Genomic DNA, 25,598 nt, shown 5'->3' on the forward strand with positions numbered 1-25,598 from the left:
TTTTATTTTTAAAACATCAAAAAATTAATTCACGCAGAGTACGACGATTGCGAAACCAATACAGTACAAACCAAATAAATGCCAGCGCCCATGTTCTAACCATGAAGACAACCATTTTAGCGCTAAAAGACCAGCACCAAAGCTAAAGCACATGCCCAATAAGCTTGGAACCATCGAATGGAACACTTGTCCATGTGCCACTGTTTGTAAGCCTTGAGCGTGAATTAAACGATATAACTCTTTTACGATTACTGCTGGTGTTAGTACCACAGCCAGTGCAAAACTGAACTCTTCAGCCTTTTGGCGAGATACACCTAAAAATAAACCTGTAGAGATCGTTGCACCAGAACGTGAAAAGCCACGGAAAGGTAAACATAAAGCCTGCACCGCCCCAATAATACAAGCACTACGCAAACTGATTTCACCTTGTTGTCCGCGGTCTAAGCGCGAAGATAAAATAATCAGAACACCTGCCGAAATTAACGCAGCTGCCATGAGTTTTGAGTTACTAAACAAATGCTCAATTTCGAAACTGCTCGCGCCACCAAAAAACACATGTTTAATGATAGATTGAAGCGCTAAACCGAGCACACCTGTAATAAGCGTTGCCAAAATAATATAGAAGGCTTGTTTTTTGAAACTTTCCCAAGAAGAAAAATAGGTTTTTTTCCAAGATTTCCAAAAGTAGACAATCACTGCAAACATCGTACCCGTATGTAACATCACAAGTAAGAAAGTCATATCAGGTGCAGATGGATCATACCCCATTAACTTTTCAGCTAAAATAACGTGTGCGGAACTAGAAACTGGCAATAATTCAGCAAAACCCTGAATGATCGCCAGAATAAAAACATGCAATAAATCCATACATTACACACTCAAATATTAAAATATCTGGGTTATAAGCTAGGAAAATTAAATTTAAATTAACAAATTACAGTTACCCGACAAAACGTTGAGCTAAATTGTAAAAGTCATTTTTTCTCAACTGTATCACGCTTTCCAAATAAAGCCGTTCCTACACGTACCATGGTTGAACCTGCGGCAATCGCAGCGTCTAAATCACCTGACATTCCCATGCTTAATGTGTCCCAATCTTCTGGGTGGGTATGTTTTTCTTTCACAGCATCAAACAAGGCTTTAGCATCTACAAAAGCGGCTGTGTTATCTGGCGCTGGAATTACCATTAAGCCGCGTAATTTAATTTTTGCTAATTGGCTAATTTGAGCAACTAACTCGGCAACCTCATCTGGTGTACAGCCATCTTTACTGTCTTGCCCATCAATATTCACTTGCAAACAAATATTCAAGTCAGATTGATCTTGAAGTCTTTGATTAGATAATCGCTCCGCAATAATCAAACGATCTACACCATGCACCCAATCAAACTTTTCGGCCAAATGTTTAGTCTTGTTGCGCTGAACATGACCAATAAAATGCCATTCAATTTCTAAATCGTGTAAAGCTTCGATTTTTTCTAAAGCTTCCTGTAAATAGTTTTCACCAAATGCTCTTTGCCCTGCTGCATACATTTCACGCAAACTTTCACTCGGATGTGTTTTCGAAACGGCTAAAAGTTGCACAGTTTCAGGCGAACGCTGAGCATGTTCACAAGCACGTTGGATTTGCTGTAATACGTGCTGCCGCGCATCTTGCAGGTAATTCATTGACAAGGTTCTCATTTTCAAAAAACTTTTTTGCTTTTCACCTAAAGCGAGGTGTTGGTAAGCCTCGGTGAAAGCCGTATATTATTCTACAAAATAATGACATATTTTGATTTACTTGGGGAAATTATGGATATTACAGAGCTACTCGCCTTCTCTGTGAAAAATGGCGCGTCCGATTTACATTTATCTGCTGGCATGCCACCAATGATTCGCGTTGATGGTGAAGTCCGTCGCATTAACTTACCAGCTCTAGATCATAAAGATGTTCACCGTCTGGTCTATGACATCATGAATGATAAACAACGCCGAGACTACGAAGAAAAGCTTGAAACCGACTTTTCTTTTGAAGTGCCAAATGTTGCTCGTTTCCGTGTTAACGCATTTAACCAAAACCGCGGTGCTGGTGCAGTATTTCGTACCATTCCATCTAAAGTACTTACTATGGAAGATTTAGGCTTAGGTCAAATCTTTAAAGATATTTGCGACTATCCACGTGGGATTGTATTAGTCACTGGCCCAACAGGTTCGGGTAAATCTACGACGCTTGCAGCGATGATGGACTATATCAACGAAAATCGTTATGACCATATTTTAACGGTTGAAGACCCTATCGAATTTGTACACCAATCGAAGAAATGTTTGATTAACCAGCGTGAAGTACATCGTGATACACATGGCTTTAACGAAGCACTACGCTCGGCACTGCGTGAAGACCCTGATATTATTTTGGTCGGTGAGATGCGTGACCTTGAAACCATCCGTTTAGCACTTACTGCTGCCGAAACGGGTCACTTGGTGTTTGGTACACTCCATACGACTTCTGCTGCAAAAACCATTGACCGTGTGATTGACGTATTCCCTGCCGAAGAAAAAGACATGGTTCGTGCCATGTTGTCAGAATCTTTACAGGCTGTTATTTCGCAAACCCTGCTTAAAAAGAACGGCGGAGGGCGTGTCGCAGCACATGAAATTATGATTGGTATTCCTGCCATTCGTAACTTAATTCGTGAAAACAAAGTCGCCCAAATGTATTCATCAATTCAGACTGGTGCCAATCATGGCATGACCACACTCGACCAAAGCTTAAAAGGTCTAGTTTCTCGTGGTGTGATTAGTCCACAAACGGCTCGTACTGCTGCAAAACAGCCTGAATCATTCCTATAAAAATAATTAGAGAATAAATATGGATTTTAATGACTTACTCAACCTTATGGTTGAAAAAAAATCATCCGATCTTTTTATTACAGATGGCGTTGCGCCATCGATGAAGATTAACGGGCAAATTGTTCCAATTTCAAAAAATAGTCTTTCAGGCGATGTTATTGGTCAACTCTTACATTCCATCATGAGCGAAAAGCAACGCAAAGAATTTGCGGACACTCGCGAATGTAACTTTGCCATTATGAACCGTGATAAAACTGCCCGCTTTCGTGTGAGTGCTTTTCAGCAGCGTGACATGCCAGGCATGGTACTACGTCGAATTGAAACTAAAATTCCTTCAATTGATGACTTGCAGTTACCACCTGTTCTTAAAGATTTATCAATGACCAAACGCGGCATCATTATTTTTGTTGGTGCGACAGGTACAGGTAAATCGACATCTTTGGCTTCAATGATAAGCTATCGGAACCACAATACTAAAGGTCATATCATTACCATTGAAGACCCAATCGAGTTTATTCACGAACATGCGGGCTGCATCATTACCCAACGTGAAGTCGGAATCGATACGGACTCATTTGAAATTGCCTTAAAAAATACTTTGCGACAAGCACCAGATGTCATCTTGATTGGTGAGATTCGATCTCGTGAAGTAATGGACTACGCGATTGGCTTTGCTGAAACAGGTCACCTTGTATTGGCCACAATGCACGCCAACAACGCTAACCAAGCACTCGACCGTATTATTCACTTCTTTGAAAGTGACCGCCACAGTCAGCTCTACATGGACTTATCTCTTAACTTAAAGGCCATGATTGCTCAGCAACTTATTCCAACGCCTGATGGCAAATCTCGCCGCGCCGCAATTGAAATTTTAATTAACTCACCATTAATTTCAGATTACATTCGTAAAGGTGAAATTCATGAAATTAAAGATTTAATGAAACGCTCACGTGAACTTGGTATGCAAACCTTTGACCAAGCATTGTTTGATCTCTATAAAGCAGGCCAAATTACCTATAAAGATGCATTAAAACATGCCGACTCACCAAATGATTTACGTTTGACGATTAAGCTTGCTGAAGAAGGACCTGATCAAATTGCAGGCACAAATCAGCATTTAACTTTCGACCGACAGTAATTTCCTCATAAAAAAAGGAAGGTTAAACGTAACCTTCCTTTTTTATTTGTTTTCTTTGTGTGAAAACGATTATTTCTTGCGCAGAACTTCCTGACATTCAGGTTCGTTACAGTAACCGTAGAGGTTTAATGAGTGACCCGTTAAGGTAAACCCATGTTGGTCTGCTACAGCATGCTGTTCCTTCTCGATAACATCATTAGTAAATTCAATAACTTTGTTGCAATTATGGCAAACCAAATGATCGTGATGATCTTCTTGCATAATTTCGAAAACAGAATGATTATTTTCGAAATGATGACGCTGAATGATACCTGCAGCTTCAAATTGTGTTAACACACGGTAAACTGTCGCAAGGCCGACATCTTCCCCTTGTTCTAACAAAGTCTTGTAAATATCTTCAGCACTAAGATGATGTTGCTTTGAATTTTCTAATAATTCCAAAATCTTAATTCGTGGAAGGGTAACTTTAAGTCCAGCTTTGCGCAAATCTTGATTGGAAATAGGCATGAAAAAAGGTCTCTCAACAAATCTCAAGTTGGAATAGGCAATAGAATTTAGATGAAGTATGATCTATCCTTTGATCAAATGCATCATAATTTATTGGGATAGTGTAGCAAAATGCAAAAACTCGTGCTGACGTTATTAGTCACTTCACTCCTTGCTGGTTGTTCAATCTTTGGTGTATATAAGGTTGATATTCCTCAAGGGACTCCTTTGACCAAAGCTCAGGCCTCTCAAGTACAAGTCGGCATGAATTTCCAGCAAGTGCGTTTTTTGCTTGGTAGTCCAACTGTGACTGATCCCCTCAATCCTCAGCGTTGGGACTACATTTACAACTATATCCCGGGAACTTATGCTAAAAAGGCAAAAATCCCCGCAGCACATGGTCAGCATTTAAAAATTTACTTTGATGGCACTGGCACAGTAACTAAAATTGAAGGTTTAGAAACTATTCCAGAATCGCAACCAGGTTTACCTGCTTCTAAAGAAGCGATTTTAACTGCCCCACCACTATAATCGTTTTTTCTAATAAAAATAAACCCCTCAAGTGAAATACTTCGAGGGGTTTTATTTATGGGGCTTATTGCTTTAAGCGATTACTTTTAATATATCGCCCCACAGGATTTTTCTCAGCGCGGTTACGGCGTATATCCTTAGGATTAATCGTTAAAGGCCGATAGACCTCTACCCGATCACCTGCTTGTAATACTGCATCAGCTTCTACTTTTGCACCAAATATGCCAAGTTGTAATGGCTCAGGCAAACTTACTTGCGTCTGTAACCCACTCGCTTCAACTGCTTGTAATGCTGTCATTCCAGCTTCAAATGGAATAGCAACTAAAAACTGTTGCTCTGGGGCTGCAAAAGCAACCCACACTTGCTGAGCTTTTTCCATCAGATAATTTGTCCAACTACCGCAATCATGGCAATTACAATTGAAAGTGGTAAAACAATACGTACCGCAATACGCCACAAGTTATAGAACAATTCATTGCTAAAATTCATTGATTTACGCAAGTGGCTAATTTTCATAATCCAACCAGCAAAAATTGCATAGATCAAGCAAATGAGTAATCCCCAAAGCATCAAAATCAACGTAAAGATGCCGTGAAGTTCAGGCACAGCCCAAACTGCAATTGCTACAACAATAATCACCCATTGTAAAACGTACATCAGTTGACGTTGAGCAAGCTGTTCTTTAGCAAGTTGAATAAACAGAGCTGTTGTCATTACCGCAGTAAAAATCCAGGTAAAAACAGGAAGCTGTGCTTGAAGAGAAAAGAAACCAAACGCAACGACAGCAATTAACTGAGCTAACCAGATTGGAAGTACAGTTCGGGTAGCGCCTTCTTGAGAGTGAATTACAGACAAGCTATTTTGCCAGTAAAGTCCTAAGCCTAAACCACTCGCAACAAGAGCAAGCACAGTTGCATTACCCCACTCTTTAAACTCAACATTTGTCCAATGCCAAGGCTGTAAAGTCGTTCCCATCGTATTAGCTAAAACAATAGAAGCGATTACACCGACTGTCATTAACACAATTAAAATCTGACGTGGAATAAAAGATAAAATTAAAGCCGCAACTGCAAGACCAGCAAAAACAATTTGCCCAGAAACGCTATTATTGAGCTGTACTGTCAGTAAATTGCCAGCAGTACTCAGTACATTTCCGGCTAAAAATGGAATAAAAATAACTGCAAGCCAACCAGCCAAACGCCATTTTGGTGAACTATCTGCTTCACGAGTTAAACTCGATAAAGCATTTAAAGCAGTAGTCTTCGACCGTTTTGCTAAGGCAATTTCTAAATAACAAACTGGCAGAGCCAATAACAGCATTGTGCCCAACCACAATAACCAGAAATCGATTTGACGATCAATCTGGATCCCCATAGCGGGTGCCAATGTCGCCATAATGATGAAAGACAAGCAAAACGCCATCAGGGGCGATAACCATCGTGACATAGGTATGTCCTGCATTATGCATTCCTTGAAAAAGACTATAGATATTTTGCCCGTCTCATGCCTGAAAATCAAAGCTTGCTCAATAAAAAAAGCAAACTACCGAAACGATAGTTTGCTGCGCTAACTAAAATTATAAGTTTTGTTATTCAAGTTATGCGAAAAAACGAGCAAACCAGTTTTTCCCTTTCTTCTTTTCTTTTTCTCTAATAATCCCCATCATATTTTCTTTTACTGCCCCGACATAATCAGCATCATCATGTTGAATATGGTTAATTAACCATTTTGCTAAAATTTCTTGTAGCTCTTTTTCAACAGTATGTCCCATTTCAAAACGCTCACGATATAACTCTATTTTTTTAATAAACAAGTCATGTACACGTTTATGTGGTACACGATATTTATAATCGGCTTCCTCTTGTAAACTTTCTTCAAAAGTAAAATGTGATTGCGTATAATCAATAATATTATCTAAAACATCTTTAATTCGACGTCTATCTTCATCATCCTTTACATCATCAATTTCATTAATATAATCAAGTATTCGTTTATGTTGCTCATCAATAACATCAATACCCGTATTATATACTGAAGCCCATTTCATTTTCATACATCTCCCCAATGATGTTCAATGACTGTTGCATAAACCTCATGATATATTTAAAGAATATAAATAAAAACAAAGCTATTTTGTCGGGTTTATCTTATAAAAATCACAATCAACATAAATTACTGTTTTTATTTATTTTTTATAAACTTAACCAACTAAAATAATAAAGTATTTTTTAAACAAAATACTTTGTTATTAAATGTCTAATATATATAAATATCTCTACTTATAAATTTAAAATATACTTTATATTAATATTGATCTGCACGAGTAATACGCTTAAGTTCAGGATTTTCCAGCTCACGCTTTAATCTTTCTACATGAGTAATTGCTTTTTTAATTGGTTCACCATGTTGAAATAAAATCATTTCACCGGGTTGATAAGCTGTCCAGTTTTCATTATGTGTTAAAGGTTCAGTTGTTATTACCGCTACACGATCTTCAGGGGTTGTTACCTGACTAAAATCGACTTCAATATCTAGATCAATTAAATGAGCCTGATTAAATGGATATTCTCGAACCAACCAATGTAATTTAGTAATCGCATAACTAAATAATGCCTTGCCATTCGATAAGCAATAATTAAATGTACCGTACTCAGCAATTTGTGGCGAAATTTTTTCTAATACTTCAAATATCTGTTCAAGGCTTGGTTCTTCATAGCCAAAAGCTTCAACGAGTTGATCGAGCAAATAACAAAATGCGCGTTCACTGTCTGTATTGCCCACAGGCGTAAAACGTCCACTCAGCGGTGGATCAAAGTCATGTAAATCACCATTATGGGCGAAAATCCAATGACGCCCCCACAACTCTCGAATAAAGGGATGAGAATTTTCTAAAGTAATTTTACCTTGAGTCGCTTTACGAATATGCGCGATCACATTACGTGATTTAATAGGATAATTACGGATAAGATCGGCAATTGGAGATTCAACTGCCGACTGGTTATCGACAAATAAACGGCAAGCCTTATCTTCGAAAAATGCAATACCAAATCCATCACTATGGTCTGAGGTAATTCCTGCACGCTGTGAAAAACCACGGAAAGAAAAAGTAATATCCGTTGGTGTTGCACAATTCATTCCTAATAGCTGGCACATATCGCTTTTAAACTACTTCTAATTACCCCATCTGCTCTATTGTGCATGAGAGTAAAATTGCTTGCAAATCTCAATATGTGCTGGCTATTAGAAAATAGAACATATGATTAACGCTGACCCATTTTATTCATGACAAATGAAGTTGCCACTTTATTCACTTCCAGAAATACAAAATAATCTAGACAGTTAAATTCTTCATCAAAAAAAGCCTGTTTCGATAGTTTTGATTGCATGCTCAAATACATTTGAAATAGTTTCGGCATACGCTCATCTTGTGGAAAGCTAAATTCAGGATATTCAGGTTCGTAGATTTTTTTCGAACGGATATCAATGGTTTTACTTTCAGATAATTGCTGAATCTGGCGATGCGTGTAGTAAGCTCTAGCCAAATTATCTTGCAAATGAATACTGACACACCCCATCAAATATTTAGCGCGCATTGACCATAGCACTTTCGGCGCAAGGTTCAACCATAGTGTCGATAATGCTTTACCATTACGAAAGCGAGGATGAACACAGGTACGCCCTATTTCTAATACATTAGGAAGATGTGATAACTGAGGAACAATATCAAACTCATGTGCGCTGTAGCTTTGTGCAATCTCATGACCTTGAAATAGTTTTAGACGGGTATACGCGACAATCTCTCCAGTCCACTTTTCACGTAAGACTGCATGCTCACAACCAAAATCATAAATGTCTTGGTCTAAGTTATCTTCAAAATGAATTCCAAATTGTTGGCTAAATTGTTGTGCACGAAACCGCTGTACATCTTGTAATTCTTTTAAATTATCAACCCATTCAAAACGAAATTGTGTCTGATTTATTGCTTTATGACGATTTAAAGGTAAAGTCCAGGTTTGGCGATATTGATTAAATTTTTCCAGCATAATGAACGCTCCTAGTGACACCCCTTACACTAGTCAAAGCTCATGACAAAAAAATGACCAAATCAAGATGGTATAAAAAAAGACCACCTAGGGTGATCTTTTTATTGAGAATAACGAATTTCTTAAGCTGTTTTAGTGCGATTAGAAATGAGTGTTCCAACCCCATGATCAGTGAAGATTTCAAGCAATGTTGCATGTGGTACGCGACCATCAACAATATGTGCGCTCACAACACCACCTTTAACAGCATCAAGTGCACAGCCTACTTTAGGAATCATACCGCCATAGATCACGCCTGTTTCAATAAGGCGATCAACTTCTTGCGTAGTAAGGCCAGTTAATAGATTTTTATTTTCATCAAGCACACCCGTAATATTGGTAAGCAAAATTAACTTTTCAGCGCCTAGTGCTTCTGCAACCTTACCTGCAACTAAATCAGCATTAATATTATAAGTATTGCCTTCTTCATCTACACCTAATGGCGCAATCACTGGAATAAAGTCACTTTGAGTGAACATTTCCAATACATCGGTTTTAACGCCAGTTACTTCCCCAACCATACCCAAGTCGATATGTTTGATTGAACCGTCTTCTTCTTGCTTTTCCATAAGTAATTTACGGGCACGAAGTAAATTACCATCTTTACCTGTTAAACCAATTGCGCGGCCACCATGTTTATTAATCAGGTTAACAATTGATTTATTTACGCTACCACCTAATACCATTTCAACCACTTCCATGGTTGCAGCATCAGTTACACGCATACCGTCAATACGGTCAGACTCGCGGCCTAACTGCTTTAAAAATGAGTCTACTTGTGGTCCACCACCGTGAACAACAATCGGATTTAACCCGACAGTTTTAAGTAAAACGATGTCTCGAGCAAATGAACTTTCGAGCTCCGGATCAGTCATCGCGTTGCCACCGTATTTCACCACCAGCGTTTTACCAGTAAAACGTTGAATATACGGCAAAGCTTCAATCAAGATTTTTGCTTTGTCGACACCGATATGCTGATGTTGTGGCATTACGCCTCTCCTTAGTTAGTTAGGCCTCTGAAAGTTCTTGTGCAATTTGCGGATAATGTTCTTGCAACATATCTACAAATTTTTGCTGGATTTCCTTTAATCGTAAAGGATTATCCGCATCAAATCTTACAGTAAAATATTCACCAGTATTTGATGCTCGAATAATGCCAAAACCATCATCAAAATCAAGACGTACGCCATCGATTTTACTGATACGGGCACCTAAACGATGACTTAAAATTTCAATATCTTGTAATACATACTTTGGATCAGACTGATATGTACCAATATAAGTATCTTCTGTACAACATCTTTCTGGATAAGGAGCAAATAATTCAGAAATTGTTGTCGCACTCGATTGAGTAAAATATTCCATTACACGTAATGCAGCATATAGACCGTCGTCGTAGCCGAAACCACGCCCATCATTAAAAACGTAGTGGCCTGCATATTCTCCACCAAAAATGGCGCGTCCATTTGACTGAGATAGATAAGCTCTTAAGAAGCTACTTCCCGTGCGGATCATTTTTGCTTTTCCGCCGAGTTGTTCAACCGTTTTTTGAACCATGCGTGAACATTTCACGTCAAAAACAATTTCTTGCTCGGGGTGTTGTTCTAAGCACATTTGCGCAAAAAGTGATAACAAACGGTCTGCTGTCAATATCTGGGCTTTTTCATCGACTAAAACGACACGGTCTCCATCACCATCCAGAGCAATGCCGATATCTGCTTGCTGCTCAACCACTGCTTTACGCAAATTCGTTAAATGAGCTGCATGCGAAGGGTCTGGTGCATGATCTGGAAACTCCCCATTCGGATGAGTTCGTAAAGCAATGACTTCACAGCCCATTTTTTCCAAGATTAATTTTGAGCAGTGTCCAGCAGAGCCATGTAAACCATCTAAAATAACTTTTAAAGGACGTTTTAATTGAATATCTTTAAAAATGGCTTGCTGATATTTTTGACAAAACTCAGCTTTAAATTGAGGTAGGGTTAGCTCAAGTACAGAAATGGAATGAGTTGGTACATACGTTTGGGCTTTTTCCCCCACCTGCTGAATCATTTCAGGAGACGGCGGTTCACCTTTTAAAATCCACTTAATACCATTATCCGATTTTGGATTATGGCTTGCTGTCACCATAATGCCATTGCCACCAAAATCTCTAGCAATGTAATACATCATTGGTGATGAACAACAGCCAATGTTGGTAACGCTTAAACCTTGTTCTATTAAAATTTCTTCAATTAATTGTGCATAGGCTGGACTTGTGAGACGGGCATCATAGCCAATCACTAATTGAGTTTGTTCTGCTTGTTTGTATTGTTGTGCCAATCCGTAGGCAATCGAACGAACAACGTCCGCGGTTAAGTAAGAAAGTTTGCCTCTAATATCGTAAGCACGAAAAATACTTTTTGGAAATGAGTGTCTTACATTCATAGCGTATCTTCTATTTAAAGATCAATCCGATCTATCGCAAAAACATAGATTATTCAAAATTTTGAAAGGTTTGTTTGCTAAAAAAGTTAAAAGAATATGAGTAAAGCGTGTTGTAATATAATCCATTGTAACATTCAAGATATAAAAAGAAACGCCTGTTCAACAGGCGTTTGATTTTCGTTAATATTTTAAAAAACTTATTGTTTACCTGTGTGACCAAAGCCACCAGCGCCACGTAAAGTTTCTTCAAATTCTTCTACTTGCTCAAATTCAGCTTGTACGACTGGCACTAAAACATACTGTGCCAAACGCTCACCTGGTTCTAAACGGAATGTTGTTTGACCACGGTTCCAAACCGAAACCATCAATTCACCTTGATAATCTGAATCAATCAAACCAACTAAATTACCAAGCACAATACCGTGTTTATGACCTAAACCTGAACGCGGTAAAATTAAACCAGCAAAATTTACATCATGAATATAAATTGCCATACCTGTTTTAACTAAAACAGTTTGTCCTGGTTCAATATCAATTGCTTCATCGACGCAGGCACGTAAATCTAAACCCGCTGAACCTGCTGTTGCATATGAAGGTAAAGGCCATTCTTTACCTAAACGCGGATCGAGCAATTTCACTTGAACTTTCATGGGATTTCCTAAAAATTAAAAAAATTAACGCTTTAATAAAGCTTTTAAATTTGCCAGATATTGTTGAGCCTGTTCTTTAGGATCAACATTAGCCGCAATTTTCTTTTTACGCCCTAACCACTCCAGCTCATCTTGCGGAAGTTCATCAAGGAAACGGCTAGGTGTCATCTGTTTCATCTGTCCGCCATTTTTACGCTGTTCTGCCAGTGTTAACGTTAAACCTTGGCGTGCACGGGTAATTCCCACGTACATGAGACGGCGTTCTTCCTCAATGGTTTCTGCTGCAATCGAGTTTTTATGCGGTAAAAGTTCTTCTTCGAGTCCCATAATGTACACATATGGGAATTCCAAACCTTTTGCAGCATGCAGAGTAAGTAAGTTAACTTTGTCCGTATCTTCTTCTTCCTGTTGCTGTTCTAACAGGTCAAGCAGAACCAGTTTTCGAATGACACTTTCAATATTCTTTTCATCAACGTCTTCAGCACGGTTAATGAGATTTTGAATACTGGTAAATAAATTCTCAATGTTATCGAGCTTACTTTTCTCTTGTGCAGGTGTTGCAGACTGTTCACGAACGTAATCCATATAACCCGCTTCGTTCATCATTTGACGAACTTTAGGCACAGGTTCATCGTCTTCCAACAATTCACGCGTAAATGTCGCGATAAAGTCAGCAAACTCATGAAGCTGTGTTTCTGCCTTTTTAGGAAGCACCATGCTTAAACGTTGATCAGCAGAAGCTCCAAGTAAAGACAAATTATTTTCTTGTGAGAATAAACCTAACTTCTCAAGAGTAACTGGGCCAATCGCACGTTTAGGCGTATTAATAATACGCAAGAAAGCACTGTCATCTTCTGGGTTAATAATTAGACGTAAATAACTCATCACGTCTTTAATTTCTGCACGAGCGAAGAACGAAGTACCACCAGATAATTTATACGGGATTTGCATTTGGCGAAGCTGTGTTTCTAATACACGTGCCTGAAAGTTCCCACGATATAAAACAGCATAATCTTTCCAGTTTTTACCGTTCATGAGCTTATGAGTAAGTAAGTCTTTGACCACGCGCTCTGCTTCATCGTCATCATTACGACAGGTAATAATTCTGATGACTTCACCATGCCCTTTATCACTCCACAATTTCTTATCAAAAATATGTGGGTTATTTTGAATCACACAGTTCGCTGCTTTTAAAATACGGCTCGTTGAACGATAGTTCTGTTCAAGTTTAATAATTTGTAAATTTGGGAAATCCTGCTTAAGCAAAGCCATATTTTCAGGCTTGGCTCCACGCCATGCGTAAATCGACTGGTCATCATCACCTACTGCGGTGAACTGTCCCATTACCCCAACTAAAAGTTTCACCAAAATATATTGGGCGGTGTTGGTATCTTGATATTCATCGACCAATAAATAGCGAACACGGTTTTGCCATTTATCACGTACTTCTGCATTTTCTTGCAGTAAACGTGTTGGCATAACAATCAAGTCATCAAAATCAACAGCGTTGTAAGCACGTAAATTACGTTCATAAAGCTGGTAAAGATGGGCAAACTGTACATCTTCAGGTGTTTCACAAGTTGAATGTGCTTGCTCTGGCACGATCAGATCATTTTTCCAATCTGAAATTTTCTTCATTGCCTTAGCAATTAATTCTTTGCTTTCTGCACCTGACAAATTGTCGCGATGCATCAAATCCATCAAAATACGTTTACAGTCATCTGCATCTAAAATCGAAAAATTAGCTTTTAAAGGTAAATTTTTAAGTTCTAAACGTAAAAGGTTTAAACCAAAAGTATGGAAAGTCGAAACAGATAAACCTTTTGATTCTTCACGTGACAAAAGCTTGGTCACACGCTCTTTCATTTCACGGGCAGCTTTGTTTGTGAAGGTCATCGCGGTTATACGATGCGCTGGAATACGGCAATGCTGCACCAAATAGGCAATTTTACGCGTAATTACCGATGTTTTACCTGAACCAGCACCAGCAAGCACCAATAAAGGGCCCTGAGTATATTTCATGGCTTCTTCTTGCTTGTTGTTCAATTGACTGGCAGATGACATCGTGTATTACCTCTTAATTTTTCGAGCATGATTATAGTCATCTCTGTTTTAGAATCCCAATAGTAAATCTATGGATATGTATAAATGATGTCTAATAATGCAATTTATGCGCCGTAGAATGTCGTGATTATTTCTTGTACTGCACCCATAAAAAAACCACCCGAAGGTGGTTTTTGAAACAATAAACTAAATCTTATTGTTTAGCATAAATGCTGATTTCTACACGACGGTTTTGTTCACGGCCAGTTGCAGTTGAGTTATCTGCGATTGGGTTAGATGAACCAAAACCTTGCGCGTCGATACGGCTAGCAGATACGCCTTGGCTAGCTAAATAACTACGTACTGATTGAGCGCGTGCTTGTGATAATGGAATGTTAATTGAATCATTACCAGTGTTATCAGTATAACCTGTTACAAGAATTGCACTCTTGTTATCTTCAGCCAAAGTTTGAGCAACTTTGTTTAAAGTTGAGTAGAAGTTTGGCTTGATGTTTGATTTGTTTGTATCAAAAGTAATGCTACCAGGCATAATTAATTGAACAGAACCATCTGGATTACGGCCAACGTCTACACCAGTACCCGCCATTTGTTGACGTAATTTTTTCTCTTTTTGGTCAAGGTATAAACCACTAGCACCACCTAAAACTGCACCAATTGCTGCAGCACGGTTGTTTTGACGGCTAGAGTTTGCACTTGATTTAGAAATACCGTAACCAGCTGCTGCGCCGATTAATGTACCTAATGCGGCTTTATCGTATTCAACGCCACCAAGGTTGTTACCTGTTGTTTGACAACCAGAAAGTACTACTGCTGCCCCTACCACTGTTGAAATAACTAATGCACGCATTGCATGCCTCCTCACTTTGAGTGTTTTGTTGTTGAGTGAATAATGAAACAAAAAGGAAGTATAAAACATTGATATTTTGTTAATAATAAACAGTTTAGTTATGTTTTTGTAATATTTTGATGCACTTTAAGATGCTAGCTCATCACAATTTCTTCATTGTTGTCTAAGATATCGTTGTATTTCATATTATGACAGTTATAGTTGAACAACTTTTCTATGGATTTTAGACATTCGGGGTCATTCATATGTCAACTGCACCCAATAAGCAATCTGCGCTAAAAAAAATTACACGTGGACTCACTGTAGGTACAGTCATTACAGGAAGTACGTTTTTTCATGGTCCACCTGTTCTTGCACTTGGTCTGACCAAGCTTTTAAAAAAATCATCTAAAATAGATGAAACCAATATTCAAATTACAAATAGCTGGTTAGGGGTAAATAATTGGTTAATTGACCATGTTTTACCAAATCTAAAATGGGATATCACGATTGATGATGGACTTGATCTAAATATGCAAGGTCGTTATCTCATGACGTGTAACCATCAAAGTTGGGTTGATACGACGGTAAATCAATATTTTGGTTTAACCCGTATGCCACTCACCCGCTTTTTTACCAAATGGGAACTCATCTTTATTCCTTTCGTTGGACAAGCTTTTAAAATTCTTGGCTTCCCGATGATGAAACGTCACACCAAAGAACAGGTTGCAAAGAATCCTGAGCTCAAAGACCGTGACATGATGGAAGCACGTAAAGCCTGCGAGCAGCTTTTAAGTCAGCCCTTCACATTATTGAATTATTTAGAAGGTACTCGTTTTACTCAAGAAAAACATGACCAGCAAAAATCGCCATATAAGCATTTGCTTAAACCCAAAGCAGGTGGCTTGGCACTTGCCTTGAATATTTTGGGTGACAAAATTGATGCCTTAGTTGACATGACAATTGTCTATCCAAATGGTGTCCCTGGATATAGCGATTTCTGGCTCGGTGATGTTTCAAGAATTGCAGTAAATTTGCGTAAAATTGAAATTCCAGATTGGGTTCTTGGTGGAAACTATGAAGACGATGCGGTTTATCGTGAACGTTTCCAACAATGGGTGCATGAAATCTGGACCGAAAAAGATCAACTTATTGAGCAAATGAAATCTCAATATACCTCTACAAATATTTAAGAAAGCATCCGTTATTATGCAAAACAGCGCTGGGAAAAAAACGAAATATCATCATGTAGATCCAAACAGCCTTTCGTTTAAGCTGTTTTTGATCTATGACATCTTTATGGTGTTTATTATTATTTTTAACCTGTTCTGTCTTGCTACAAATTTCTTTTTAATGAGCAGTATTGGGGCATGGTTCTTTGAACACATTCATTTGCCCCAGATACTGAGCTTTTACCGTAATTCACTGCACCCATGGGTAATCACATCGGAAGCTTGGTTTATTGGTTTTTTAATTGTTGAGCTGCTCGTGCGCTGGAGCATTGCGATCATCAATAAACACCATAAACGTTGGTTCTTTTTCCCTTTTATTCACTGGTATGAAATTTTAGCCATTATTCCTCAGCTTCGTTTTCTACGTTTGTTCCGAGCTGGAATTATTGCTTATCGTTTACACGAAATGGGCTATCGAGTTATCCCGGAAAGCTGGAGAAAGACGGGATTATTTTACTATCGTGTTGTCATGGAAGAACTTTCCGATCGTGTTGTTATTACCGTGATTGATGGCATTAGATATGAACTTCAAACCAGTTCTAGCCATAAACAGATTATTCACGACTTAGTTAATCATCATCGTGAGCAATTTACTGCTACCCTAACAGCATTATTACAAGAGTCTTTAGCGACTGCTTTAAAAGAACAAAAACCGGCAATAACAAAAGGTGTTGGGAAAATTGTAGATCAGGCCATAGTAGATACACCTGAGCTGACCCAATTATTACGCTTAATTCCTTTAGTCGGTGGTCGTATTGAACAGCAAATTCAGAGTATTGGCCAAAGATTAGGTGAAAATATTAGTGCAGGTTTAATTGAACCTTTAATTGAGGGTTCACCAAACACTCCGAGTCCTACTTATCAATTAATTTCTCAAAAAGTGAGTGAAATAAATATTAATAATCGCCAGCTTGAGCAATTGGTTGAATCTGTCGTGTTCGAGACACTGGAGTCTGTACGAAAACAGGTCAAGGTCAAACAATGGCAACAAACGCTTGCGGAGTATGATCGAATCAAAGAATAAGCATTTACTTAATTTTTTATTAAACACGCTAGAGAATTGGCACGATTTGTTCTAGCATTTGCTCTATTTACAATAAACTTAACGATATTACAGCTCGTTTTAACGCCTTGAAGGAAGACTTATGGCTGATATCCGGATTACCGGCAGAATGGTTAACTTTAGCAGGATAACCTTCGATACCAATGATCATGATGTGATCCGCCAGCAATTATCAAATATATTAAATGAAGGTTCCTATCAAGGAACTTTAGTGATTATTGATAGTACGGTTGAGCAAGAGTTAATTGCATTAATTCAACTTCTGGTGAGCTTGGGTCTACAACCTATGGCGGTAATCGATGGCATTTTAGGAGATGAAGCTCGCGCTATTCAATTCCCTGTTTTACCAGCAGATCAACCATTACAGCGTATTAAAGCCACAACAGAACAAGTCGCAATTGTAGAAAAACCTGCTACCGCTCCTGTATCGTCTTCAGCAGAAACAAAAAAACCACTAAACAAGATAGCGGTTGCTCATATTACCTCTTATCATGATGAAATTTTGCGTACAGGCCAATCCCTTGTACAAGATAACGGCGATATTATTTTAAAGGCTGGCATGAATAGTGGTTCCGAGGTGATCGCTTCAGGAAATATACATATTTATGGCACAGTTCGTGGTAGAGTCATTGCTGGTGCGGGCGGGCACGCAGCTGCACGCATTTTTTGCCAATCTTTAGAGGCTGAGCTCGTTTCCATTGCCGGAACGTATTGTGTCGCAGATGATATCCCTAAACATGTGGTAAAAAAGCCAGTACATATTTATTTAAATGAAAAGCAAGAGCTTGAATTCGAAGCGATTGAACTTTAGTTTATTAAGCAAATCACCAAAAAACAGCCCTTTTAAGGGTGAATGACCATAATAGGAGTGGATTCGGTGGCCAAAATTGTTGTCGTAACATCAGGCAAAGGTGGTGTAGGTAAAACTACAACGAGCGCATCTTTTGCAACAGGTTTAGCCCTTCGTGGTCATAAAACTGTTGTGATTGATTTTGATGTAGGCTTACGTAACCTTGATTTAATTATGGGTTGTGAGCGTCGTGTTGTTTATGATTTTGTCAATGTTATTAACAACGAAGCACGTCTGCAGCAAGCCCTTATTCGCGATAAAGATATCGAAAACCTTTATATTTTACCGGCTTCACAAACACGTGATAAAGATGCGTTGAGCGACGATGGTGTTGCTCGTGTTATTGATGAGCTATCTCAAGAATTTGATTACATCATTTGTGACTCACCTGCTGGTATTGAACGTGGTGCGATTTTAGCCATGTATCATGCAGATGAAGCAATCATTGTAACAAACCCTGAAATCTCTTCAGTACGTGACTCTGACCGTATTATTGGTATGTTAGATAGCAAAACCAAAAAAGTTGAACAAAACGAAGGACGTATACGTAAACATTTATGTATTACACGCTTCAACCCTGAACGCGCAGACCGTCAGGAAATGCTGACCATTGATGATATTTCTAAAGATATTTTACGCGTACCGACATTAGGCGTTATTCCTGAATGTCCAAGTGTATTACAAGCATCAAACGAAGGTAAGCCAGTAATTCTGTATTCAGAAACTAAAGCTGGTCAGGGTTATGATGATTTGGTTGCTCGCTTTCTTGGTGAAGACCGTCCTTATAGACACATCACAGCTCAACCTAAAGGCTGGTTAGCACGACTATTTGGAGCGTAGATATGGCAGGATTCTGGAGTAAATTATTTAGCAGTGAAGAAAAACCATCAAGTGCTCAAACTGCCAAAGATCGTTTGAAAGTTATTGTTGCTTCTGAACAAGGTTTAGGCCGCCGTTTAAGCCAAGACAAGATTGATCAGATGAAGAAAGAAATCATGCAAGTGGTTAGTCGTTATGTCAGCGGTGTAGGTGAACAGCATATCCAAATGCAGGTTCGCTCTGAAGCTAATATCGAAATGTTAGAAATGAATATCAATTTACCTGAAGAACGATAATTCTATTTCTGACTATTCAATAAAACAGAATCAAGGCAAAATAACGCAAGTTATTTTGCCTTTTTTAAAACTGAGGAGATTGTCATGGCATTATCACAGCCAGCAACTTTCAATGAAGAATGGTCCGATGAGCGTGTTTTTGCCTACCTCAACCAACTTCCGCCAGCGGGTGTGAACGCAGATTTTCATGTGCTCTACCATGCATTCAAACATATGCGTCCAACAGACTATGAACGTCTTTTGACTCAATTTATTGCGGACGGACGCGATATTAATGCCAAAGACCCTGAAGGCCAACGCATCCATGATGTGATTGCCAAATTTCCGCGTCAATCGGCACCATTTTTAGAAGTTCTAGCAAAGTTTGCTTAAAATAAAAAGCCTCTTCAAGAGGCTTTTTTCTTATCTAAATTTACCGATTACCAATGAGGAAAATACCAAATACGGTAAAAATGCCACCGGAAATACCATCAATCCATTTTGAAAAATTACGATAAGCTGATCTAAAACTTGGTAACGAAAAAATAAAAGTCACAAAGCAGAACCATAAAATTGTTTCGACTGTGACAATAATAAAGAGCAGCCAGTGAACCTGATCAAGTTGAGGATTGGCTAAAAATAAAGAAAAAACACTACCAAAATAAATAACAGCTTTAGGATTTGATAGATTGGTTATCAGGCCTTTAATAAAAAATAGGTAAGGTGCTTTTGGGAGCTCTACAGCAACATTATCTTCTTGCTGATTTTTTGAAAATGCCGAACGCAACATCTGATAGCCTAACCAACATAAATATAAGCCACCAGCGATGAGTAAACCTTGCTTTAACCAAGCCATTTTCTCAAAAATAAGATTTAATCCCATCAGTGCTAAACATGCCCAAAACATAACACCTGCTGTTATTCCTGCAACCACTAACATAGCATCTTTACGTGAACGACTAATCGCTGTTTGAGATACAAGGAAAAAATCAGGTCCTGGAGTAATAAGTGCACAAAAATGGATAAAAGCTAAAGTAATTAGAGCAAGTAACATGTTTTCCTCCAGATTTAATTCGTTGTTATTTATTTAGGAAAAATACATTAGCATTTTTTACTATACGTTAAAATCTTTAAGTCATTTTATAAATAGATTCAGTCTATTTAAATTATAAAAAAAGCCTCCGGAGAGGCTTTTTTTAGGGGTGAGTTTTTAAACTAAAATATCTCGCTTACCATTAGGCCCCATTGCGCTCACAATGCCGTTCTCTTCCATTTGATCAATGATACGGGCAGCACGGTTATAACCAAGGCTAAATTTACGCTGTAGTGACGATGTAGAAGCTTTACGAGTTTCTAAAACAAATGATACACATTGATCATAAAGTGCATCACGGTCAGAACCACCCTCACCCTCTTCAAAACCACGTGAAGTTGGTTCTTCGTCAAATGGAGTCAAGATTTCGTCGACATAATCCGGCTCACCACGTTCACGCCATGCATCACAGATACGGTTAACTTCATCATCACTAATGAATGCACCATGCACACGCTCAGGTTCGATTTTACCAGGCCCCAAAAACAGCATATCACCATGACCGAGCAAATCTTCTGCACCACCAGCATCCAAAATAGTACGCGAATCAATTTTACTGTTTACACGTAATGCGACACGCGTTGGAATATTGGCTTTAATCAAACCCGTGATCACATCAACAGATGGACGTTGAGTTGCAAGCAATAGGTGAATACCCGCAGCACGAGATTTTTGCGCTAAACGCGTAATCATTTCTTCTGCTTTTTTACCCACCTGCATAATCATGTCGGCAAACTCATCCGCCACAATCACAATAGATGGTAATGGTGTTAAACGAGGTGCACGTTCTTGTGTCGCCGAATCACTTGGTTTCCAAGTTGGGTCAATTAGATCTTCCCCATTCGCAATTGCTTCTTCAACTTTACGGTTGTAGTCACTTAATTTACGAATTTTAAGAAATGACATCAGCTTATAACGACGTTCCATTTCATTCACACACCAGTTCAATGCGCTTACTGCATCTTTCATGTCAGTAACAACTGGAGTTAATAAATGCGGAATATCATTATAGTTGGCAAGTTCAAGCTGTTTTGGATCGATTAAAATCAATCGCAACTGGTCAGGTGTATATTTAAGCAACATCGATAAAATCATCGAGTTTACCGCAACAGATTTACCAGAACCCGTTGTACCAGCAACTAGCATGTGTGGAGCTTTGGCTAAATCAGTTAATACTGGATTACCTGAAATATCTTTACCCATCGCCATACTGATTAATGCACTTGGATCGCGATATGTTGGCGTTTCCAATAGCTCAATCAAACGCACCATTTCACGGGCACTGTTTGGTACTTCAATACCAATATATGGTTTACCAGGAATGACTTCCACCACACGAACAGATGCCATCGACATTGAACGGGCTAAGTCACGCGAAATATTGGTTACCTTAGATGCTTTAACACCTGGTGCCAAATCTAACTCAAAACGGGTAACTACCGGTCCTGGTTGAGCTTCAACAACTTGAGCCTTAACATTAAATTCTTGTAACTTAATTTCAAGTAATTCAGATAAGCGCGAAAGCTGCTCTTCAGTGAAGTTAACTTTCTTATTTGGATCAACCTTATCAAGTAGATCCAGACCTGGCAAAGTTGGCAAATCCAAACGCTTCTTAGCAACCTGCATTGCACGAGACATTGGTCGACCAGCTGCATCTGTTAATGGCGCATCTAAATCGAAATCATCTTCATCAATATCAAGATTTTCTTGAGGTTTCCCAGCAGTTTCCTGCCATGCCTCAATAAACTCTTCTTTTGAAAGTTTATCGGCTTGAATAGTGGTTTGAATTGGAGCTTTTACAAATGCTGAAGATTGCGCATAACTACTTGCTCTGACAGGTTCAGCAGGTGCAATATCTTCATCTATTAATAAATCATCAAAGTCTTCAAAAACTTGTTCATTTGCTAAATTTTTAGGTGACTGATTTAAATTTGATAAAGGTGAAGATGTTTCATTCGCAATATTCACAGATTGCGAAGTTGGTTCTACTTCTACATGTTGATCTTGAACAAATGGTGTATGCACATCTGTTGCAGTTTTACTGTTTGGAACCGCAGCAAGCAACTCATCAAAAATTTCATCATCATTCCAGTCAAGACCATGTAGGTCTTGTTTAACTGTAGGTTGAGTTTGATGAACTTGTGAAATAGTTTGCTGGAATTGATCATGAGCAGGAGCTTGGTCTGTTGAATCATCAGCTGCTCTTAAAAGTGCATCAATTTCTTGCTTATGGCTCGCATCATCACGTTGTAAAGCACGCCATACTTCACCCGTAGCCACTAAACGTTGGCTATCTTTTTCAAGCTTATGGGCTTGCTCAAGCGTATGTTCAAAGTTTTGAGTATTTGCAACTGGCTCAACTGCTACAGGTTCAGGACGACTCTGCTCTTTCGCTAATACATCAGCAAATAATCTTTCAGCAACCGCATCATGTCGTGTTGCTGTAAGTTGTGACTGAGTAGCTTCAGATTGAACTGGCACTTCTTTTTCACCTGAAGCATTGGCTTCAGTGTTTTGTGCAACTTTAACTGCCGCTGCTTTGTTAGCAGGCTGAGTTGTTAAGTCATAATCAGATTCGTTTGGTGATACGTTTTTATAAAATAAATCTTGTAAATAGCTTGGTGTCGCTTTGAGCGTAACCCATGTTTTGCTCCATTGCACCCCAAATGCAAGAGTAAACAAAACTACTCCGAAAACGAGTAAGAATAAAGTCGCACCGTAAATTGTTAGCAATTGAGATAGGCTTTGACCTAACTCATAACCAATAATTCCCCCAGCCGCATTATCTAAAGTATCTGCCGGCACATTCCAATGTAAATAAAGCAGGCTAGACACAACCAAAATTAAAAAAAATTGTGCAGCATAACGAAATGGGCGGTTTAAAAAACTACGTGGCCACCACACTTGTATTGCTTCAATAAAAAGGAAAATTGGAATAAGCAAACTTGCCCATCCTAAAAAACCAAACAGCAAATCTGCAATCCATGCGCCAGCAATACCACTTGCATTGGATACTTGCTGAGTATCACTGGAAATATGCATCCAGCCCGGATCAAATGGTGTATATGTTACTGTTGCCAGAAACATATAAATCCCAAAAGAAACCAAGAATAATGTCATCAATAAGCGCTGTGCATAAACACTCGACACCGCAGTCATATACTGTCCTGTAACCCATTTAATTATTGGTTTAGAGATGTGAAGAACTACATTCTAGATCTTCAACGAATGAACTTTATATTATGCACCTGTTCTTACAAAAAAGGTGCATGATTCTTTACAGTTGTTGTTAACATGAGGCACTTCTATATTGTTATATAACTTAATTCGATTGACCTGATCAATATTATCCACATTGATTTAACGCTATTGATCGGCAATTTCACGTATAATTTTCAAAATTCTCGAAATAAATAAGGATACCCTCAATGAGTGCTCGTCATTCTCGGTTAATTATTCTCGGTTCTGGTCCTGCGGGCTATAGTGCAGCTGTCTATGCAGCGCGTGCAAACCTTAAACCTACTTTGATTGCAGGTTTACAACTAGGTGGGCAACTTACAACAACAACCGAAGTTGACAACTGGCCGGGCGATCCTGAAGGTTTAACAGGTCCTGCATTAATGGATCGTATGCAAGCACATGCTGAACGCTTTGGTACAGAACTCGTCTATGACCATATTAACGAAGTGGATTTAAACGTACGTCCTTTTGTTCTAAAAGGTGATATGGAAGAGTACACATGTGATGCTTTGATTATTGCAACTGGTGCTACAGCTCAATATCTTGGCCTAGAGTCTGAACAAAACTTTATGGGACAAGGCGTAAGCGCATGTGCAACATGTGATGGTTTCTTTTACAAAAACCAAAAAGTAATGGTTGTAGGTGGTGGTAACACTGCTGTTGAAGAAGCGCTTTATTTATCAAATATTGCTTCACATGTAACGCTAGTACACCGCCGTGATAGCTTACGTTCTGAAAAGATTCTGCAAGATCATTTATTTGCCAAAGAAAAAGAAGGCAAAATCAGCATTATCTGGAATCATGAAGTTGAAGAAGTATTGGGTGACAATACTGGTGTAACAAGCGTTCGCCTTAAATCAACTCAAGATGACTCTAAGCAAGATGTAGAGGTTCATGGTCTATTCGTTGCAATTGGCCACAAACCAAATACTGGAATGTTTGATGGTCAATTAAACCTACGTGATGGCTATATTCAAGTACAAAGTGGTACTTCGGGTAATGCAACAGCGACTTCTGTAGCTGGTGTTTTTGCTGCAGGTGATGTCGCGGATAGTATTTATCGTCAAGCGATTACTTCTGCTGGGTCAGGCTGTATGGCTGCTCTAGATGCAGAAAAATATCTAGATAATCTTTAAATCATAGATTTCTAGAATTTAAAAAATAGCCGTTTTTATAACGGCTGTTTTTTTAGAATAATGACTAGCTGACATATATTAATTTTTATAGCATAACCTTAAAGCTGATCTTATTTTGTTTTTATGAATACACTTCCACTTTCCCAATTCATTTTCCCTGACCCCATTGAATCCGATCCAGATGGGCATGGTTTAATTTGTATTGGAGCCGATCTCTCCCCTTCTACGCTATATGAAGCTTATACGCATGGTCTTTTCCCATGGTTTAATGAAGATGAACCCATTTGTTGGTGGAGTCCTGAGCCTCGTTGTGTGATCTACCCTCAAAACTATAAACCAAGTAAATCGCTCATTCGGAACATGAAAAAGTACGATTACACCATTACGGTAAATCATGCCTTTGAACAAGTTATTCGCTCTTGCTCTCTACCAAGAAGTTATGCAGATGAAACATGGATTAGCGAAGATATTATTCAGGGCTACTGTGAGATGTTTAATGCTGGCTATGGATATAGTGTGGAAGTCTGGGATCAAAAAGAACTTGTCGGAGGTCTATACGGCATTACGATTGGCAAAGGATGCTTCGGCGAATCAATGTTTAGTAATGAAACTGATGTTTCAAAAATGGCTTTTTATACATTAATGCTGATTGGACAAGAAAATCAGCTACCATGGATAGACTGCCAACTCGTAAACAGTCACTTAATTAGTCTGGGAGCTTGTACACTTTCTCGTCAAGACTACTTAAAATCGTTACAAGATGTAATTATTCACCCCTCTATCAATTGGAAAAAGTATCAAGAACGTGTATTTTCAAGTAAAACAATAGCATTAGATGCAAAATTAATGGAATGA

26 protein-coding genes are annotated in these 25,598 nt (G+C 38.6%); 11 read left to right on the forward strand and 15 right to left on the reverse strand.

The window, feature by feature from the left end:
* Positions 1-24 precede the first annotated feature (24 nt).
* On the reverse strand, positions 25-867 hold the full coding sequence (locus F968_RS14335; RefSeq protein WP_004794114.1) for an undecaprenyl-diphosphate phosphatase: 843 nt from the start codon (positions 865-867) through the stop codon (positions 25-27).
* Positions 868-974: 107 nt separating this feature from the next.
* Positions 975-1,667, reverse strand: a complete 693-nt coding sequence (locus F968_RS14340; RefSeq protein ID WP_004794116.1) for a YggS family pyridoxal phosphate-dependent enzyme — start codon at positions 1,665-1,667, stop codon at positions 975-977.
* Between the two features lie 126 nt (positions 1,668-1,793).
* Between F968_RS14340 and F968_RS14345 the strand changes: the two genes are divergently transcribed.
* A complete protein-coding gene (locus F968_RS14345; RefSeq protein WP_003653239.1) occupies positions 1,794-2,831 on the forward strand; it encodes a type IV pilus twitching motility protein PilT in 1,038 nt (345 codons plus the stop codon).
* A 19-nt stretch (positions 2,832-2,850) separates the two neighbouring features.
* Positions 2,851-3,969: a PilT/PilU family type 4a pilus ATPase gene (locus tag F968_RS14350; RefSeq protein WP_004794117.1), complete on the forward strand. Its 1,119-nt coding sequence runs from the start codon at positions 2,851-2,853 to the stop codon at positions 3,967-3,969.
* A 69-nt stretch (positions 3,970-4,038) separates the two neighbouring features.
* Here F968_RS14350 and fur read toward each other — a convergent pair whose 3' ends face one another.
* On the reverse strand, positions 4,039-4,476 hold the full coding sequence (gene fur / locus F968_RS14355) for a ferric iron uptake transcriptional regulator (RefSeq protein WP_004794120.1): 438 nt from the start codon (positions 4,474-4,476) through the stop codon (positions 4,039-4,041).
* Positions 4,477-4,587: 111 nt separating this feature from the next.
* Here fur and F968_RS14360 point away from each other — a divergent pair, with 111 nt between their 5' ends.
* Positions 4,588-4,986: an outer membrane protein assembly factor BamE gene (locus tag F968_RS14360; RefSeq protein ID WP_003653245.1), complete on the forward strand. Its 399-nt coding sequence runs from the start codon at positions 4,588-4,590 to the stop codon at positions 4,984-4,986.
* Positions 4,987-5,050: 64 nt separating this feature from the next.
* Here F968_RS14360 and F968_RS14365 read toward each other — a convergent pair whose 3' ends face one another.
* The 10 genes from F968_RS14365 to F968_RS14410 form a co-directional block, all read right to left on the reverse strand.
* Positions 5,051-5,365, reverse strand: coding sequence for an RnfH family protein (locus F968_RS14365; protein ID WP_004794121.1), 315 nt, complete (start codon positions 5,363-5,365; stop codon positions 5,051-5,053).
* Positions 5,365-6,432, reverse strand: coding sequence for a hypothetical protein (locus tag F968_RS14370; RefSeq protein ID WP_004794123.1), 1,068 nt, complete (start codon positions 6,430-6,432; stop codon positions 5,365-5,367). Before F968_RS14370 ends, F968_RS14365 begins: the two co-directional genes overlap by 1 nt.
* A 151-nt stretch (positions 6,433-6,583) precedes the next feature.
* The gene (locus tag F968_RS14375) at positions 6,584-7,039 is read right to left on the reverse strand and encodes a bacteriohemerythrin (RefSeq protein ID WP_034596359.1); all 456 of its coding nucleotides are present in this window, start codon (positions 7,037-7,039) and stop codon (positions 6,584-6,586) included.
* A gap of 251 nt (positions 7,040-7,290) precedes the next feature.
* A complete protein-coding gene (locus tag F968_RS14380; protein ID WP_004794127.1) occupies positions 7,291-8,139 on the reverse strand; it encodes a class II glutamine amidotransferase in 849 nt (282 codons plus the stop codon).
* A gap of 107 nt (positions 8,140-8,246) precedes the next feature.
* Complete coding sequence (locus tag F968_RS14385; RefSeq protein WP_004794129.1) at positions 8,247-9,029, reverse strand: GNAT family N-acetyltransferase; 783 nt, start codon at positions 9,027-9,029, stop codon at positions 8,247-8,249.
* 122 nt (positions 9,030-9,151) lie between these two features.
* Positions 9,152-10,057 carry an acetylglutamate kinase gene (gene argB / locus F968_RS14390; RefSeq protein WP_004794131.1) on the reverse strand — a complete coding sequence of 302 codons (906 nt, stop codon included), beginning with the start codon at positions 10,055-10,057 and terminating at the stop codon, positions 9,152-9,154.
* A gap of 19 nt (positions 10,058-10,076) precedes the next feature.
* Positions 10,077-11,495, reverse strand: coding sequence for a phosphomannomutase/phosphoglucomutase (locus tag F968_RS14395; protein ID WP_004794134.1), 1,419 nt, complete (start codon positions 11,493-11,495; stop codon positions 10,077-10,079).
* 197 nt (positions 11,496-11,692) lie between these two features.
* Positions 11,693-12,145 (reverse strand): dUTP diphosphatase, encoded by a 453-nt coding sequence (gene dut / locus F968_RS14400; protein ID WP_003653255.1) that lies wholly within the window; start codon positions 12,143-12,145, stop codon positions 11,693-11,695.
* A gap of 24 nt (positions 12,146-12,169) precedes the next feature.
* Positions 12,170-14,209 (reverse strand): UvrD-helicase domain-containing protein, encoded by a 2,040-nt coding sequence (locus tag F968_RS14405; protein WP_004794135.1) that lies wholly within the window; start codon positions 14,207-14,209, stop codon positions 12,170-12,172.
* A gap of 193 nt (positions 14,210-14,402) precedes the next feature.
* A complete protein-coding gene (locus tag F968_RS14410; protein WP_004794137.1) occupies positions 14,403-15,056 on the reverse strand; it encodes a YiaD family glycine zipper/OmpA-like lipoprotein in 654 nt (217 codons plus the stop codon).
* Between the two features lie 245 nt (positions 15,057-15,301).
* Between F968_RS14410 and F968_RS14415 the strand changes: the two genes are divergently transcribed.
* The 6 genes from F968_RS14415 to F968_RS14440 all read left to right on the forward strand — a co-directional run bounded on the left by F968_RS14415 (position 15,302) and on the right by F968_RS14440 (position 19,667).
* Entirely contained in the window at positions 15,302-16,228 is a 927-nt protein-coding gene (locus F968_RS14415) for an acyltransferase (protein WP_004794139.1), read from the forward strand.
* Between the two features lie 16 nt (positions 16,229-16,244).
* Positions 16,245-17,291, forward strand: a complete 1,047-nt coding sequence (locus tag F968_RS14420) for a hypothetical protein (RefSeq protein ID WP_004794140.1) — start codon at positions 16,245-16,247, stop codon at positions 17,289-17,291.
* A 121-nt stretch (positions 17,292-17,412) separates the two neighbouring features.
* Positions 17,413-18,141: a septum site-determining protein MinC gene (gene minC, locus F968_RS14425; protein WP_004794142.1), complete on the forward strand. Its 729-nt coding sequence runs from the start codon at positions 17,413-17,415 to the stop codon at positions 18,139-18,141.
* 66 nt (positions 18,142-18,207) lie between these two features.
* Positions 18,208-19,020: a septum site-determining protein MinD gene (gene minD, locus F968_RS14430; RefSeq protein ID WP_004794144.1), complete on the forward strand. Its 813-nt coding sequence runs from the start codon at positions 18,208-18,210 to the stop codon at positions 19,018-19,020.
* Between the two features lie 2 nt (positions 19,021-19,022).
* Positions 19,023-19,295: a cell division topological specificity factor MinE gene (minE, locus tag F968_RS14435; protein ID WP_000896934.1), complete on the forward strand. Its 273-nt coding sequence runs from the start codon at positions 19,023-19,025 to the stop codon at positions 19,293-19,295.
* A gap of 84 nt (positions 19,296-19,379) precedes the next feature.
* Positions 19,380-19,667: a PA4642 family protein gene (locus F968_RS14440; RefSeq protein ID WP_003653274.1), complete on the forward strand. Its 288-nt coding sequence runs from the start codon at positions 19,380-19,382 to the stop codon at positions 19,665-19,667.
* Positions 19,668-19,707: 40 nt separating this feature from the next.
* Here the strand turns inward: F968_RS14440 and rhtC are convergent, their stop codons facing one another.
* Together rhtC and F968_RS14450 are read right to left on the reverse strand one after the other, a co-directional pair.
* Positions 19,708-20,328 carry a threonine export protein RhtC gene (gene rhtC / locus F968_RS14445; protein WP_004794146.1) on the reverse strand — a complete coding sequence of 207 codons (621 nt, stop codon included), beginning with the start codon at positions 20,326-20,328 and terminating at the stop codon, positions 19,708-19,710.
* Between the two features lie 156 nt (positions 20,329-20,484).
* The gene (locus tag F968_RS14450; RefSeq protein ID WP_004794147.1) at positions 20,485-23,526 is read right to left on the reverse strand and encodes a DNA translocase FtsK; all 3,042 of its coding nucleotides are present in this window, start codon (positions 23,524-23,526) and stop codon (positions 20,485-20,487) included.
* A gap of 269 nt (positions 23,527-23,795) precedes the next feature.
* On the opposite strand from F968_RS14450, the gene trxB reads away from it, so the two are divergent.
* The gene (gene trxB, locus F968_RS14455; protein WP_004794149.1) at positions 23,796-24,743 is read left to right on the forward strand and encodes a thioredoxin-disulfide reductase; all 948 of its coding nucleotides are present in this window, start codon (positions 23,796-23,798) and stop codon (positions 24,741-24,743) included.
* 123 nt (positions 24,744-24,866) lie between these two features.
* The gene (gene aat, locus F968_RS14460; RefSeq protein ID WP_004794152.1) at positions 24,867-25,598 is read left to right on the forward strand and encodes a leucyl/phenylalanyl-tRNA--protein transferase; all 732 of its coding nucleotides are present in this window, start codon (positions 24,867-24,869) and stop codon (positions 25,596-25,598) included.

Origin of the sequence: Acinetobacter sp. NIPH 817 (assembly GCF_000368405.1) — a bacterium.
In the GTDB taxonomy this organism is placed as follows: domain Bacteria; phylum Pseudomonadota; class Gammaproteobacteria; order Pseudomonadales; family Moraxellaceae; genus Acinetobacter.